The organism is Polaromonas sp. P1_F9, assembly GCF_056405615.1.
Genome location: NZ_JBFUBT010000003.1, coordinates 222771 through 237627, shown reverse-complemented (window position 1 = coordinate 237627; position 14857 = coordinate 222771). Strand labels below are relative to the sequence as shown.

The following is a 14857-nucleotide window of genomic DNA, read 5'->3' as shown; positions in this document are numbered from 1 at the left end:
TTGGCGGCTTTGCCCCGGGATATGGTCTACGGCGCTGCACGCGCGCAGAAGTCAGCCCACATCTTGACATAACAGGCTTCGAGGCTTTGCACAAATCGTCGTTCGTCCGCCAGGGGAGAGCCCATCAGCAAGGGCCGAAGTGACTGGCGCAGGGCTTGCAGGGCAGCGGGATCGGAAGCGCGCCGGGTAGCTGTGCGGACGTAGTCTTCTATGGAAGGTGCGATCCATTCGGTCAGGCCCAACGCCTCCAGAATACTGGCCGCACTTCTGGACGCCGGCGTATTTCCCTTTGCTGCGACCACGGGCACACCCATCCAGAGTGCGTCAAAGGTGGTTGTACCACCGCCGTAGGGGTGCGTATCCAGTGCCATGTCTACCCTGTTGTACAGGGCAAAATAGCCACGCATCTCCATGCGCGGCATGAATTCAATACGGTCGGCCGTCACCCCGACCTGGCTCATTTGCTGGGTGATAGCCACCCGCTTGCGTTCAGATTTCACGTCTGCAATCAGAAGCCTTGAACCTGGCACTGCGACCAATATCTCTGCCCAGCGCTGGCACATGGCTGCGGATATCTTTTGACCACTGTTAAAAGATCCGAGTGTGATATGCCCATTGGCCTGAACGGGCGCGGTTTGCGCATGGTCCATGTCCATCACCGGGCGGTAGCACCACTGGCTTTCAGGAAGATGAATCAGCCTCTCGGTGTGGAACTTGCCCGACAACTCTACGGGGTCGGTTCGAGCATCGCAAATCCGGTAATCCATCCGGCTCAGACCGCTCGTATTCAGGTAGCCCAGCCAGGTCGCCTGTACAGCTGCCGGGCGCTCACTGAACACCGCCAGCTTCGGGCTCCCGGAGTGACCCGACAGGTCGACAAGAATGTCAATGCCGTCCCGATAAATCGTGTCGGCCAGCTGCCGGTCCGACAATGTGTTTGCATCGGTCCAGTGGTGGCAAAGACCGCGAATTTTTTCCGTAACGTCGTCTTTGCGCGATCCACACGAGTAGCAGAAGACTTCGAACGAATCAGGGTCATGACGTTCAAGAACGGGAAGCATGAACTGTGACACCGGATGACTGTTGAAATCACTCGAAACATAGCCGATTTTCAAACGCGCTTTCTGAATGTCCGATCTCCGTCGCGTTTCAAACCTAACCGGCAAAGCCATTTCCATCCTGGCCCCGAACGCTGCATGGCGTTGAAAAACATCTTCCGCTAAAAGTTTTTCGTCCAGATTCAGAAGAAACAACTGTGTGGATTGCAGGTCAAATTTTTCGGGCCGCAGCCGTAAAGCCGTCTCAAGCACCACGGAGGCTTCTTCGTTGAATCCAAGTGTGCGCAGGATGCCGCTCAGGATAGATAAAGCCTCTGTGTTGGCCGGGTCGATTTCCAGAGCCTGTCTGATTGCTTTTTCAGCGTCTTCGGGCTCGTCCAGTTTGCGCAACAGCATGGCCTGATTCATCCACGCGCCGCCGTTGTCCGCCCTGAGGCGCAGCGCCTTTGTCAGGGCTTCCAGAGCCAATAAAATGCGTGCCGTGTCATCCAGGACACTGGAAAGAAGCACCAGCGCCTCAAAAAAGTCTGGCTTGGTCAAAAGCGCCTGTTGCAACAGGGTTTCTGTTTTTGCAAGGTCCCTGCCTAAATAAGTCAGCTTGGCAAAGTTGTAGTTGCCGAAAGCGTTGCCTGGGTCTATTCGCAGAACTTCTTCATAGGCACCTGCGGCGCCGGAGGCGTCACCGATAGCTGCCAGGGCTATGCCGAGGTTCAAATAGCCTTTTGCAAACTGCGGCGCTGCAGAGATAGCCTCGCGATACAGCGCACACGCGCGCTCCAGCTGCCCTGCATCTTCAAACTGGTTGCCCTCCAGAACAAGTTTTTCGGCGAGTGCCGCCCCAGATTCCGCGACAAGCGGGGTTACCAGCGGCTTTTTGAAGAACTTTTTTAACATTTCAAAGATACGGCCCGGACAGACTTCGGTTCCGCGGCCATCCAGAGGGGTTTTGCAAAAAATGCTCTGTCCGGTTTATACCGCCGCCGACTCTATTTGTTCTGAAATTTCCAGCCACCGTTCTTCCAGCATGTCTATTTCGCCCTCGATGGCCTTGAGGCGCTTGCCGGTCTGGGCGATCTCTGCGGGCGCAGTGGTGGTGGTCAGCAAGCCCTGCAGGCTGTCGCGTTCTGCGGCAAGCGCTTTCATGCGCACGTCGATTTTCTCGATTTCCTTGCGCAGCGGCTTGGTGGCTTCGGTCTGTTGCTGGCGGCGCTGTGCATCAAGCTTGCGCTGTTCGGGCGGGTCTTTCGGGATCGTTTTCTTGCTGTCGGCCTGAACCGCCGGTGCGACTACGGTCGCAGGCGATGCCACCGCAGGGGTGGTCGTGTTGCCGGCTTTTTTGGCTTCCTCGCGCTGGCGTTTGGCATGGTCCAGCAGGTACTTCTGGTAGTCGTCCAGGTCGCCGTCAAAGGGGGCGACGCCGCCCTGAGACACCATCCAGAATTCGTCGCAGACGGCGCGTAGCAGTGCGCGGTCGTGGCTCACCAGCATCACGGTGCCTTCAAACTCGTTGAGTGCCATCGACAAGGCTTCGCGCGTGGCCAGATCCAGGTGGTTGGTCGGCTCATCAAGCAGCAGCAGGTTGGGGCGTTGCCAGACGATCATGCACAGCACCAGGCGAGCCTTCTCTCCGCCGCTCATGCTGCCCACGGCCTGTTTGACCATGTCGCCGCCGAAATTGAAATTACCCAGGAAGCTGCGCAAGTCCTGCTCACGCGTGGGCTGGTTGCCCATCTTGCCGGCAGCGGTGACTTCCTTGGCCAGGCGAATCATGTGCTCCAGCGGGTTGTCGGCCGGACGCAGCACGTCCAGCTCCTGCTGCGCAAAGTAGCCGATGTTCAGGCCCTTGCCCTCAATCATCTCGCCACTGATGGGCGCCAGCGCGCGCGCCACGGTTTTCACCAGCGTGGACTTGCCCTGGCCGTTGGCGCCCAGGATGCCGATGCGCTGTCCGGCCAGCACCGACTTGCTGACGTTCTGGACGATAACGGTGGGGAGCGTACCCTCGGGAGAGCCTTCAAGCGGCGGGTAGCCGAAATAGGCGTTCTGCATCGACAGCATGGGGTTGGGCAGGTTGGCAGGCTCCTTGAACTCGAAGGTGAAGTCGGCCTCGGCCAGCAGTGGCGCGATCTTCTCCATCCGGTCCAGTGCCTTGACGCGGCTTTGCGCCTGCTTGGCCTTGCTGGCTTTGGCTTTGAAGCGGGCGATGAACTTCTGCAGGTGGGCGATCTTGTCCTGCTGCTTGGAAAACGCAGTCTGTTGCAACGCCATCTGCTCGGAACGCAAGTCTTCGAACTTGCTGTAATTGCCGCCGTAGCGGGTCAGCTTGGCGCTTTCGATGTGCACCGTCACGTCGGTCACGGCGTCGAGGAATTCGCGGTCATGGCTGATGACTAGCATGGTGCCCTGGTAGCGCTTGAGCCAGGCTTCCAGCCAGACCAGTGCGTCCAGGTCCAGGTGATTGGTGGGCTCGTCCAGCAGCAGCAGGTCAGACGGGCACATCAGCGCACGCGCCAGCTGCAGGCGCATGCGCCAGCCGCCGGAAAAGCTGTTGACCGGGTTGTCCAGTTCGCTGACCTTGAAGCCCAGACCCAGGATCAGTGCCTGCGCGCGCGCCTGCGAGTCATGCGCGCCGGAGTCGTACAGCTCCATGTAGGCGTGCGCCATACGGTCGCCGTCACCGCTGGCCTCGGCGGCCGCCACTTCGGCCTGCGCAGCCATCAGCACCACGTCGCCTTCGATGACGTAGTCCGTGGCGCTTTGCTCGGTTTCGGGCATGTCCTGCGCTACTTGCGCCATGCGCCATTGCGTGGGAATCGAAAACTCGCCGCCGTCTTCATGCAGCGTACCGTTGAGCATGGCGAACAACGAGGACTTGCCCGCGCCGTTACGCCCCACCAGGCCAACGTTTTCGCCGGGGTTGAGGGTGACGGACGCGCCATCCAGAATCACTTTGGCGCCGCGGCGCAGCACGACGTTTTTGAGGGTAATCATTTAATAAAAAGCTTCAGGAAAAGTATTCGGGGGCGGCGGAGCGTCGTACACGCTTGCCATGCAAGCGCTGCGCCAGTTATCCAGGCCGGGCCTTGAGCGTCAGCTCAGGCCAGTTGTTCGCGCGTCAGCAGCAAGACCTGGTCGGCGCCCGAGCTGGTCTCGAACCACAGCGGTTCAAGCGCCGGGAAAGCGCGCTCAAAATTCTTGCGCTCATTGCCGATTTCCAGCACCAACACAGCATTTTCGCTCATATGGCGGGTCACGTCCCGTAGAAGGCCGCGAATGAAGTCCATACCGTCCGTGCCGCCCAGCGTGTTTCCGTCCAGCGCCATCGCCGGTTCTGCCCGGAATTCTGCAGGAAGGGCGGCCATGCTGGCAGCGTTAACGTAGGGCGGATTGCACAAAATCAGGTCGTAGAGCCCGGCGCATGCAGCCAGGCCGTCGGACTCAACCAGCGTGATGCGGCCGTCCAGATGATGACGGTCCACATTGATACGGGCTACCTCCAAAGCGTCCAGGCTGATATCAGCGGCATCCACCACCACATCGGGGTAAGTCATGGCCGCCAGCACTGCGAGGCTGCCATTGCCGGTGCAGAGGTCGAGCACCCGGTGGGTGTGCTCGCCCAGCCAGGGGTCTATGCTGGCGTCGGCTAGCAGCTCGGCAATCAGGGAGCGCGGAATGATCACACGCTCGTCCACGTAAAAGGGCACGCCCATGAGCCAGGCTTCGTTCGTCAAGTAAGCAGCCGGCTTGCGGGTGCTGATGCGCGCTTCCAAAAGCATAGCAGCTTGCGCTCGTTCCTCTTGGGTTACAGGCCGGTTCTCTACAGAATCGAGGTCATCCAGCGGCAAGCCCAGCTTCCACAGCACCAGCCAGGCGGCCTCGTCGAACGCGTTGGTGGTGCCTTGCCCGAATCCGTCCGAAAAGTGCAGGCCGGCGGCCTCCAGCCTGGCGGCCATTTGCTCGACCAGCGTTAGCACCGTCAGCGACGCGGCAGGCGTTTTCGACTCTGTCATGCTGCCGCCAGCCGTTCCAGAACACCTTTGTAGATGTTTTTGAGCGGATCGAGTGAACTCACCAGGACATGCTCGTTGATCTTGTGGATCGAAGCGTTGAGGGGACCGAACTCAATGACTTGCGGGCAGATTTTGGCGATGAAGCGGCCGTCACTCGTGCCGCCCGTGGTCGAAAGCTCGGTTTTCAGGCCGGTTTCAGCCTGGATCGCTCCACGCACCGCGTCCACCAGTGTGCCCGGAGTGGTCAGGAAAGGGAGACCTCCCAGGGTCCATTTCAGGTCGTACTCCAGCTGGTGCCGGCTGAGCACGGCCTGCAGGCGTTGCTGCAGGCTCTCCGGTGTGGACTCGGTGCAGAAGCGGAAATTGAAGTCCACCACCAGTTCGCCCGGGATGACGTTGGACGCGCCGGTGCCACCGTGGATGTTGGAGACCTGCCAGCTCGTGGCCGGAAAAAAGTCGTTGCCTTTGTCCCACTCGGTGGCCACCAGTTCGGCCAGCGCAGGTGCAAACAGGTGGATGGGGTTTTTGGCCAGGTGCGGGTAGGCAATATGGCCCTGCACGCCCTTGACAGTGAGCTTGCCGCTCATGGTGCCACGGCGGCCGTTCTTGATCATGTCGCCCAGGCGCTCGACCGAGGTGGGTTCGCCCACGATGCAATAGTCCAGCGTTTCGCCGCGCGCTTTCAGCTGCTCGCAGACCATGACCGTGCCGTCCACGGCGGGGCCTTCCTCGTCGCTGGTGATCAGGAAGGCGATCGACAAGGCCGGATCCGGGTGGGCGGCCAGGAATTCCTCGACCGCAACCACCATGGCCGCAATCGACGTTTTCATGTCGGCGGCGCCACGGCCATACATTTGTCCATCACGATGGCTGGGGGTGAACGGGTGGCTGTGCCACTGGTCGAGGGGGCCGGTGGGCACCACGTCGGTGTGGCCGGCGAATACCAGTGTTTTGGCAGGCGCGGTTTCAGCGCCATTTGCTATCAATTCAGGAGCTGCTTGCGCTCGTCCTGATTGGTCTGCAGGCCTAAAGTCCTTAAATTTCCCCTCGCGTTTGGCCCACAGGTTGGTGACGCGGAAGTCGGCGGGGCCGCTGACGATGGTTTCACATTGAAAACCCAGCGGCGCCAGCCGGGCGATCAGCATGGCCTGGCAGTCGGCGTCGTCAGGCGTGACGGAGGGGCGGGAAATCAGCTGTTCGGCCAGATGCAGGGTTCGGGACATGTCGTTTAGGGCCTGTTAACACCGGCCCGAAAACGAGCGCGGCCGTGTTTTTAGTGTTTCACGTCCAGCGTGATTTCCGTAAAGGACGGTTCGTCATCCGGGTCCTCTTCAGGCTCCAGTGTCTTGGCCTTGATGGCAAAGTCATTTTCCAGCCGCCACATCAGGTTGGTCGGCGAGTCGGCGTAGAGAACACCTTCCTTGCGTGTGACGGTGCCGGCCACGATCAGCTTGGCGATGTCCTGCTCGAAGGTCTGTGAGCCTTCGGCCATGGATTTTTCCATCGCTTCCTTGACGCCTGAAAAATCGCCTTTTTCGATCAACTCGGAGATCAGCTTGGTGTTGAGCATGACTTCCACCGCCGGCGTTCGGCCGCCGTCCTGGGTGCGCAGCAGGCGCTGCGACACGATGGCCTTGAGCGCGGCACCCAGATCACCCAGCATGGTGCTGCGCACTTCCACCGGGTAAAAGCTCAGGATCCGGTTCAGCGCCTGGTAGCTGTTGTTGGCGTGCATGGTCGCCAGGCACAAATGGCCCGACTGCGCATAGGCAATGGCCGCCGACATGGTTTCGCGGTCGCGGATTTCACCGATCAGGATGACGTCAGGCGCCTGGCGCAACGCATTTTTCAGCGCTACTTGCAGCGATTGTGTATCGCTGCCGACCTCCCGCTGATTCACGACAGACTTCTTGTTGGTGAACAAAAATTCGACCGGGTCTTCGATGGTGAGGATGTGACCCAGCGTTGTCTCGTTGCGCAGATCGATCATGGAGGCCAGCGTGGTGCTTTTGCCGGCGCCGGTGGAACCCACCATCAGCAGCAGGCCGCGCTTTTCCATGATCAGGTCGGCCAGGATGGGCGGCACGTTCAGGCTTTCCAGTGGCGGGATTTCGCTGGGGATGTAGCGGATCACGGCGGCGTAGGTGCTGCGCTGCTTGAATCCGCTGATACGGAAGTTGCCCAGGCCGGCAATCGGCAACGCCATGTTGAGCTCACCCATTTCCTCCATCTCTTCGATGCGCTCGGGCGGCAATACCTCGGCCAGCAGGTTGCGCGGTGCCTCCGGCGGCAGGATCTGCGCATTGATCGGGATGGCCTGGCCATTGATCTTGATCAGGGCGGGTGAATGGGCCGACAGGTAGACGTCAGACGCCTTCTTGTCCACCATCAAACGCAGGATTCTTTCCATCGTGCTCATAGTCCACCCTCTTGATTGAAATGAAATACAACGTTGGCCACCCGACTTAGGGTTCCTCGCCAGCAGGGGCCGCGGAACCGGCTTTGCCGGGCCGCAGGCGCAGCGGCCCCCTCGGGGGGCAGCGCACTACGCGAAGCGAGAAGCGTGGGGGCCATGTCTAGTCGCGCAGCAGATCGTTCAGGCTGGTGGTGGAACGGGTTTTTGCGTCCACGCGCTTGACGATCACCGCGCAGTACATGCTGTACTTGCCGCCGGCCTTGGGCAGGTTACCCGACACCACGACGGAGCCTGCAGGAATACGGCCGTAGGTGACGGTGTCGGCTTCGCGGTCGTAAATCGGCGTGCTCTGGCCGATGTAGACACCCATAGAGATCACCGAATTTTCTTCGACGATCACGCCTTCGACCACTTCGGAGCGTGCGCCGATAAAGCAGTTGTCTTCAATGATGGTGGGGTTGGCCTGCAAAGGCTCCAGCACGCCGCCCAGGCCGACGCCGCCGGAAAGGTGCACGTTGTTGCCGACCTGTGCGCAGCTGCCCACGGTGGCCCAGGTGTCGACCATGGTGCCTTCGCCAACCCATGCGCCGATGTTGACGTAGCTGGGCATCAGGATCGCGCCCTTGGCGATGAAGCTGCCGCGGCGGGCCACGGCGGGGGGCACCACGCGCACACCGGTTTCGCGCATTTCGGCTTCGCTCAGGTGTGCAAATTTGGTTTTGACCTTGTCGAAAAAGCCGAGGTCGCCGGCACGCATGAGTTCGTTGTCTTTCAGGCGAAAGCTCAGCAGCACCGCTTTCTTGATCCACTGGTGCGTCGTCCACACACCCACGCTTTCGCGGGTGGCCACGCGCAGCGAGCCATTGTTCAGCTGGGAAATCGTTTGCTCCACTGCCTCCAGGATGTCCTTGGGCGCCGACTTGGGCGACAGGTTGGCGCGGTCTTCCCAGGCGGCGTCAATGGTTTGCTGGAGCGCTTGCAGGTTGGCTTGAGTCATGAGAATGGTTTTTCAGTGAACTTTGGATTGGATGAACTGGACGATGCGCTCTGCGGCCTCCACGCATTCGGCCGTTTCTGCCACCAGCGCCATGCGGATTCTGCCGGCGCCGGGGTTGTAGCCCTGCGCATCGCGTGCCAGGTAACTGCCCGGCAACACCACGACATTGTAAAGAGCGAGCAGCTCGCGCGAAAACGCGGTGTCCGAACCCCTGAATGCCTCGGGGATTCCGGCCCACAGGTAAAAGCCTGCATCGGGCAGGGCGACGTCCATCACCGCCGACAGCAGGGGCGTGACTTTGGTGAATTTTTCGCGGTACATGGCGCGGTTGTCCACCACGTGCTGCTCGTCGTTCCATGCGGCGATGCTGGCCGCCTGCACGATGGGACTCATGGCGCTGCCGTGGTAGGTACGGTAGAGCAAAAACGGCTTGATCAGCGCCGCATCGCCCGCCACAAAGCCGCTGCGCAGGCCCGGCACGTTGCTGCGTTTGGAGAGGCTGGTAAGGGAAATCAGGTTTTTGAAGTCATGCCGGCCCAGCTGGGAAGCCGCCTGCAGGCCGCCCAGCGGCGCTCCTCCATCGTCACCCTCGCGGAAATAGATCTCGCTGTAGCACTCGTCGGAGGCGATGACAAAGCCGTAGCGATCACTGAGCTCAAACAGCAGCTTCCATTCAGGCAGCGACATCACCGAACCGGTGGGGTTGCCGGGCGAACAGACGAACACCAACTGGGTTTTGGCCCATACCTCAGTCGGCACGGCCGCCCAGTCGATGCCGAAGTTGCGCGCCGGGTCGCTGGGCGCAAACCAGGTCTGGGCGCCCGCCAGCAGGGCTGCGCCTTCATAAATTTGATAGAACGGATTCGGGCAGACCACGGTGGCGCCCGGTCTGTTGGCGTCCAGCACGGTTTGCGCCAGTGAAAACAGCGCCTCGCGCGAGCCGTTGACCGGCAGGACTTGTGTGGCCGGGTCCAGTTTCAGGCCATAGCGGCGGGCCAGCCAGTCGGTCATGGCCTGGCGCAGCTTCGGCTCCCCCAGCGTACCGGGGTAACTGGCCAGGCCGCCCAGGCTGGCTGTCAACGCATCCTTGATGAGCTGGGGCGTGGCATGGCGCGGTTCGCCTATGCCAAGGCTGATGGGTTTATAGGCCGGGTTGGGGGTGACATCGGCGTGCAACTGGCGCAACCGTTCAAACGGGTAGGGCTGGAGGCGTGAAAGCAGGGGATTCATGCCCTGATTATCCAGCCTCGCCTTGCAGACCCGCTGCCGGTCTGGGTTGCGGCTTGTCACGCCCCGATCTGATTGCTATCAAATTAATAGCTTCTCGCGCCTGTTCTTATTGGGCTCCAGGCCAATTCAATCTAAATTTCCCCGGTACCCAGCCATTTTCAGGCAGCGCAGGGCCGGGCATCACCCTGACAGACCGCCGCCGTGCGAAGCAAAGTGTTTCACGCTGGGCCCGTCAAGGGCCTTTTTCCCGGCAAAATCTGCGTCCCGCTCGGGTAACATGGCGGACCGTGCGCTACTGAAAGTGGTACACGGCGTGTGTCAGCGTTTTTCCGTAAAACGCCATAAAAATCAACGAGTTAGGGCTGTAACTCCCTACCTCAAGCTCAAAAAAACAGGGACAGCCGTGCGTCTCAATTCGATCAAGCTATCTGGTTTCAAATCATTCGCAGAGCCCACCAATTTCGTACTGCCGGGCCAACTGGTCGGCGTGGTGGGCCCTAACGGTTGCGGCAAGTCCAACATCATGGACGCAGTGCGCTGGGTGCTGGGCGAGAGCAAGGCCTCCGAGCTGCGCGGCGAGTCCATGCAGGACGTCATCTTCAACGGCACCACCACACGCAAGCCCGCCAGCCGCTCCAGCGTGGAACTGGTGTTTGACAACGCCGACCACCGCGCCGGCGGCCAGTGGGGCCAGTTTGTCGAGATCGCCGTCAAGCGCGTGCTGACGCGCGACGGCACCTCCAGCTACTACATCAACAACCAGCCGGTGCGCCGCCGCGACGTGCAGGACGTGTTTCTGGGCACCGGCCTGGGCCCGCGCGCCTACGCCATCATCGGCCAGGGCACCATCAGCCGAATCATCGAGTCCAAACCCGAAGAGCTGCGCCTTTTCCTCGAAGAAGCCGCCGGTGTCTCCAAGTACAAAGAGCGTCGCCGCGAGACCGCAAACCGCCTGTCGGACACCCGCGAAAACCTGACCCGCGTCGAAGACATCCTGCGCGAGCTGAACGCCAACCTGGACCGGCTTGAAAAGCAGGCCGAGGTCGCCATGCGCTACAACGCGCTGAATGCCGACGCGAGCCTGAAGCAGCACCAGCTGTGGTTCCTCAAACGCGCCGAAAGCGAAGCCGACCAGTCCAAGGTCAAGGCCGACGCCGAAAAGGCCGTGAACGACCTGGAAAGCCGCGTGGCCGACCTGCGCCACATCGAGGCCGACCTGGAAACCATTCGTCAGGCGCATTACTCGGCCGGCGACCAGGTCAACCAGGCCCAGGGCAAGCTGTACGAGGCCAGCGCTGAAGTCGGCCGCCTGGAGGCCGAGATCCGCTTCGTGGTCGACGGCCGCCAGCGCGTCGAGCAACGCCTGGCCCAGTTGAAAGAACAAACCGCCCAATGGGCCACGCGCAAGGAAGACGCCGCCGTTGAGACGGAAAACCTGGCTGCGCAAGCCATTGAAGCCGAGGAAAAAGCCGAGCTGCTGGCTGCGCAGACAGAAGAGCACCAGACGCAGTTGCCCGCCCTGGAAGACGCCCTGCGTCAGGCACAAGCCAAGGCCAATGAGCAGCGCGCCAGCGTCGGCCAGGTGCAGCAGCAAATCCAGGTGTTGGCCGCCGACCAGCGCAACATCGAAGAGCAGTCGCGCAGCCTGGGGTTGCGGCTGGAAAAGCTCACGGCAGACCGCAACGCGCTGAACGCACCCGACGAAGCGCGCCTGGCCAACCTGAACACACAGTTCACCGCCGCGCAAGAAGCCCAAGCTGAAGCCGAGGCGCGCCTGCACGAGCTGACCGACAGCGTGCCGCAGCTCGACGAAGAACGCCGCACGCTGCAGCACACCGTCAACACCGAATCCGCCAAGCGGGCCGACCTGTCGGCACGCATGGAAGCGCTCAAGGCCTTGCAGGAAAAGGTCAAGACTGACGGCAAGCTCAAGCCCTGGCTGGCCAAGCACGGCCTCGATGGCCTGCAAGGCCTGTGGAGCCGCATCCACATCGAACAAGGCTGGGAAAACGCGCTTGAAGCTGCACTGCGTGAGCGCCTGGGCGCACTCGAAGTCAGCCGGCTCGACATGGTGCGCGGCTTTGCCGGCACCGATGGCCGCGACACGCCGCCGGCCAAGCTCTCGTTTTATTCGCCGCCCAGCGCCGCCGCGCCCGCACGCACCAACGCTGCGATCAACCTCAAACCACTGACCGAACTGCTGCGCCTCAATGATGCCGGCCAGTCGGCATTGCTGGGTGACTGGCTGCAGGGCTGCTATACGGCCCAAGGCCTGGACGACGCCCTGGCCGCGCGCGACAAGCTGCAGGCCGGCGAAGTGATTTATGTGCAGAGCGGCCATGCCGTGACGCACCACAGCGTGAGCTTTTACGCCCAGGATTCCGAACAGGCCGGCTTGCTGGCCCGTGCCCAGGAGATTGAAAACCTCGACAAGCAGCTCAAGGCCCAGGCGCTGATCAGCGAAGAGGCCCGCTCCGCGCTGATACGCGCCGAAGCCGCCTATGCCGACGCCGCCCAGCGCCTGGCCACGGCACGCCGCGAAACCGCCGAAGGCCAGAGCCGTACCCATGAGCTGCAGGTCGAAGTGCTGCGCCTGACGCAACTGGCCGAGCAGACCCGGGCGCGCAGCGAGCAGATCCAGGCCGACATGGCCGAAATCGAAGCGCAGCTCGGCGAACTGCAGGAGCGCAAGGTTACCGCCGAAGGCCGCTTTGAAGAGCTGGACATGCAACTGGCCGACAGCCAGGAACGCCATGCGCAGCTGGACGACCGCGTGATCGAAACCGAGCGCAAGCTGGGCGAATCACGTGAGCAGCAGCGCACGCTGGAACGCCAGGCGCAGGAAGCCACGTTTGCATTGCGCAGCCTGGCGTCCCGCCGCGAAGAACTGACCCGCTCCATTGACATTGCCGCTCAGCAGGCCAGCTCCATCGCGAGCGAGGAAGCGCAAGCCCGCGAAGAGCTCACGCGCCTGACAGACGCCGCCGCGCAGGCCGGCCTGCAAAGCGCACTGAGCGTGAAGCTTGAGCGTGAAGCCGACCTGGGTGCCAAGCGCAGCCAGTACGACGACCTGACCAGCAAGCTGCGCGCCAGCGATGAGCGGCGCCTGCAACTGGAGCGCGAGCTTGACCCGCTGCGCCAGCGCATCACCGAGTTCCAGCTGAAAGAGCAGGCCGCGCGTCTGGGCTTTGAGCAATACGCGCAGTTGCTGGCCGACGCACAGGCCGACCTGGCTGCGGTGGAGCAATCCATCCAGTCCGGCAATGTGCGCCTGACCGGCCTGCAAGGCGAAATTGACCGCATCAACCGCGAAATCCAGTCGCTGGGTGCCGTCAACCTGGCCGCGCTGGACGAGCTGAGCACCGCGCGCGAACGCAAGCAATTCCTTGACGCGCAGTCTGCCGACCTGAATGAAGCCATGACCACGCTGGAAGATGCGATCAAGAAGATCGACATCGAAACGCGCGACCTGCTCTCGAGCACCTTCGAGACGGTCAACGGCCATTTCGGCCGCATGTTCCCCGAACTCTTTGGCGGCGGCAACGCCAAGCTCATGATGACGGGCGAGGAAATCCTCGACGCCGGCGTGCAGGTGATTGCCCAGCCGCCCGGCAAGAAAAACCAGACCATTCACCTGCTCTCGGGCGGTGAAAAGGCACTGACAGCCATCGCCCTGGTGTTTGCGATCTTCCAGCTCAACCCCGCGCCTTTCTGTTTGCTCGATGAGGTCGACGCGCCGCTGGACGACGCCAACACCGAGCGCTACGCCAAGCTGGTGCGCTCCATGAGCAAGGAAACGCAGTTCCTCTTCATCAGCCACAACAAGATCGCCATGGAAATGGCCGAACAGTTGATTGGCGTGACCATGCAGGAGCAGGGCGTTTCACGCATCGTGGCGGTGGACATGGAAGCTGCCATCGGTTTCGCTGAGGCAGCATGAACACCGGGGTTTTATGCCAGCAGGGGCCGCGGAACCGGCTTTGCCGGGCCGCAGGCGCAGCGGCCCCCTCGGGGGGCAGCGTACTACGCGAAGCGAGAAGCGTGGGGGCTGAATGAGCACTTTGCAGATCAGTCTGGCGGTGGTGGGCGGGCTGGTGCTGGCCGGTGTGGTGGCACACAGCGCCTGGTCGTCGCGCAGGAACCTGCCCAAGCAGGCCACACCGGAAGCCCCCGCACCCGAGCAAGAGCTTGCACCCGCACAAAGTGGCGAAGGTGCCGCTGCTGAACGGCTGGAACCCAGCTTTGACGTGGATTCTGGCCTGGCATCGCTGGCCTCGCTCGCCACGATGAATGCATCCGACAGAAAGCCAGGTCTTGACGTGCTGATTGATGCCGTTGCGCCCGTGGTGATTGAGGGCATGGTGTCGGGCGAAGCCGCGCTTGCCGCCATGCCCAGCACGCGCCGGGCCGGCAGCAAGCCTTTCGGCGTTGAAGGCCTGAGCATCATTACCGGCGAATGGGAATTTCCCACAGCAGGGCATCGTTACAGCGCCTTTCAGTGCGGCGTGCAGCTGGCCAACCGCACCGGTGCGCTCAACCAGATTGAATACTCTGAATTCGTGATGAAGGCGCAGGCGTTTGCCGATGCGGTGGGCGGCGAGCCGGAGTTTCCGGAAATGCTGGACGAGGTGGCGCGAGCCCGCGAACTCGACCAGTTTGCCAGCGGCCATGACGCACAGCTGAGCTTTACCCTGCGCGCCGTCAACACCGCCTGGAGCCCGGGTTATGTCCACCAAAGTGCGGCGCGGCTGGGCTTCGTTCCCGGCTCCATTCCCGGGCGCATGGTATTGCCGGCGAACCAGCAGGGGCAGGCCCCCATCCTGGGGCTGGCCTTCGACACACAGGCCGCCATGGCAGAAGACCCGGAGCAGACGGCGCTGCGTGAACTGACGCTGTCGCTCGACGTTCCACAGGTTTCCCGCTCCGAGCAGCCCTTTGCTCGCATGTGCGAAGCCGCGCTGTCCCTGGCTGCCAACATGGACGGTGTGATCATCGACGACAACGGCAATCTGATCCGGCCCGAGGCAATGGAAGTCATCCACGCCGACCTGGAACAGCTTTATGACACGCTGGACAGCCGCGATCTGTCGGCGGGCTCGGTGCTAGGGCGCCGGCTTTTCTCTTGATTTTCCCGGGCTTTTCGCCC

The 14857-nt window shown here is 61.9% G+C and carries 9 protein-coding genes; 2 read left to right on the top strand and 7 right to left on the bottom strand.

All coding sequences use genetic code 11. The features are described from left to right. Nucleotides 1-26: 26 nt before the first annotated feature. From AC1DYR_RS10010 to dapC, 7 genes are all read right to left on the bottom strand, one after another. Complete coding sequence (locus AC1DYR_RS10010) at nt 27-1952, bottom strand: O-linked N-acetylglucosamine transferase, SPINDLY family protein (protein WP_477704974.1); 1926 nt, start codon at nt 1950-1952, stop codon at nt 27-29. Between the two features lie 75 nt (nt 1953-2027). After that, nucleotides 2028-4049 (bottom strand): ABC-F family ATP-binding cassette domain-containing protein, encoded by a 2022-nt coding sequence (locus tag AC1DYR_RS10005; RefSeq protein ID WP_477704973.1) that lies wholly within the window; start codon nt 4047-4049, stop codon nt 2028-2030. A 104-nt stretch (nt 4050-4153) separates the two neighbouring features. Beyond that, nucleotides 4154-5068, bottom strand: coding sequence for a 50S ribosomal protein L3 N(5)-glutamine methyltransferase (gene prmB, locus AC1DYR_RS10000; protein ID WP_477704972.1), 915 nt, complete (start codon nt 5066-5068; stop codon nt 4154-4156). Beyond that, nucleotides 5065-6291 (bottom strand): succinyl-diaminopimelate desuccinylase, encoded by a 1227-nt coding sequence (gene dapE, locus AC1DYR_RS09995; protein ID WP_477704971.1) that lies wholly within the window; start codon nt 6289-6291, stop codon nt 5065-5067. The genes prmB and dapE overlap by 4 nt, the downstream gene beginning before the upstream one ends. Nucleotides 6292-6341: 50 nt before the next feature. Beyond that, nucleotides 6342-7487, bottom strand: a complete 1146-nt coding sequence (locus AC1DYR_RS09990) for a PilT/PilU family type 4a pilus ATPase (protein ID WP_431096336.1) — start codon at nt 7485-7487, stop codon at nt 6342-6344. Between the two features lie 157 nt (nt 7488-7644). Further along, the gene (gene dapD, locus AC1DYR_RS09985) at nt 7645-8481 is read right to left on the bottom strand and encodes a 2,3,4,5-tetrahydropyridine-2,6-dicarboxylate N-succinyltransferase (RefSeq protein WP_457280835.1); all 837 of its coding nucleotides are present in this window, start codon (nt 8479-8481) and stop codon (nt 7645-7647) included. Nucleotides 8482-8493: 12 nt separating this feature from the next. Then, nucleotides 8494-9711 (bottom strand): succinyldiaminopimelate transaminase, encoded by a 1218-nt coding sequence (gene dapC, locus AC1DYR_RS09980; RefSeq protein WP_477704970.1) that lies wholly within the window; start codon nt 9709-9711, stop codon nt 8494-8496. 403 nt (nt 9712-10114) lie between these two features. Between dapC and smc the strand changes: the two genes are divergently transcribed. Continuing rightward, a complete protein-coding gene (gene smc, locus AC1DYR_RS09975; protein WP_457280837.1) occupies nt 10115-13651 on the top strand; it encodes a chromosome segregation protein SMC in 3537 nt (1178 codons plus the stop codon). Nucleotides 13652-13763: 112 nt separating this feature from the next. Then, the gene (locus AC1DYR_RS09970; RefSeq protein WP_477665991.1) at nt 13764-14837 is read left to right on the top strand and encodes a cell division protein ZipA C-terminal FtsZ-binding domain-containing protein; all 1074 of its coding nucleotides are present in this window, start codon (nt 13764-13766) and stop codon (nt 14835-14837) included. Nucleotides 14838-14857: the final 20 nt, after the last annotated feature.

Excerpts from the sequence above, each read along its gene's own strand:
- AC1DYR_RS10010 (WP_477704974.1), bottom strand. The coding sequence starts at position 1,952 with ATGTTAAAAAAGTTCTTCAAAAAGCCGCTGGTAACCCCGCTTGTCGCG.
- AC1DYR_RS10005 (WP_477704973.1), bottom strand. The coding sequence starts at position 4,049 with ATGATTACCCTCAAAAACGTCGTGCTGCGCCGCGGCGCCAAAGTGATT.
- prmB (WP_477704972.1), bottom strand. The coding sequence starts at position 5,068 with ATGACAGAGTCGAAAACGCCTGCCGCGTCGCTGACGGTGCTAACGCTG.
- dapE (WP_477704971.1), bottom strand. The coding sequence starts at position 6,291 with ATGTCCCGAACCCTGCATCTGGCCGAACAGCTGATTTCCCGCCCCTCC.
- AC1DYR_RS09990 (WP_431096336.1), bottom strand. The coding sequence starts at position 7,487 with ATGAGCACGATGGAAAGAATCCTGCGTTTGATGGTGGACAAGAAGGCG.
- dapD (WP_457280835.1), bottom strand. The coding sequence starts at position 8,481 with ATGACTCAAGCCAACCTGCAAGCGCTCCAGCAAACCATTGACGCCGCC.
- dapC (WP_477704970.1), bottom strand. The coding sequence starts at position 9,711 with ATGAATCCCCTGCTTTCACGCCTCCAGCCCTACCCGTTTGAACGGTTG.
- AC1DYR_RS09970 (WP_477665991.1), top strand. The coding sequence starts at position 13,764 with ATGAGCACTTTGCAGATCAGTCTGGCGGTGGTGGGCGGGCTGGTGCTG.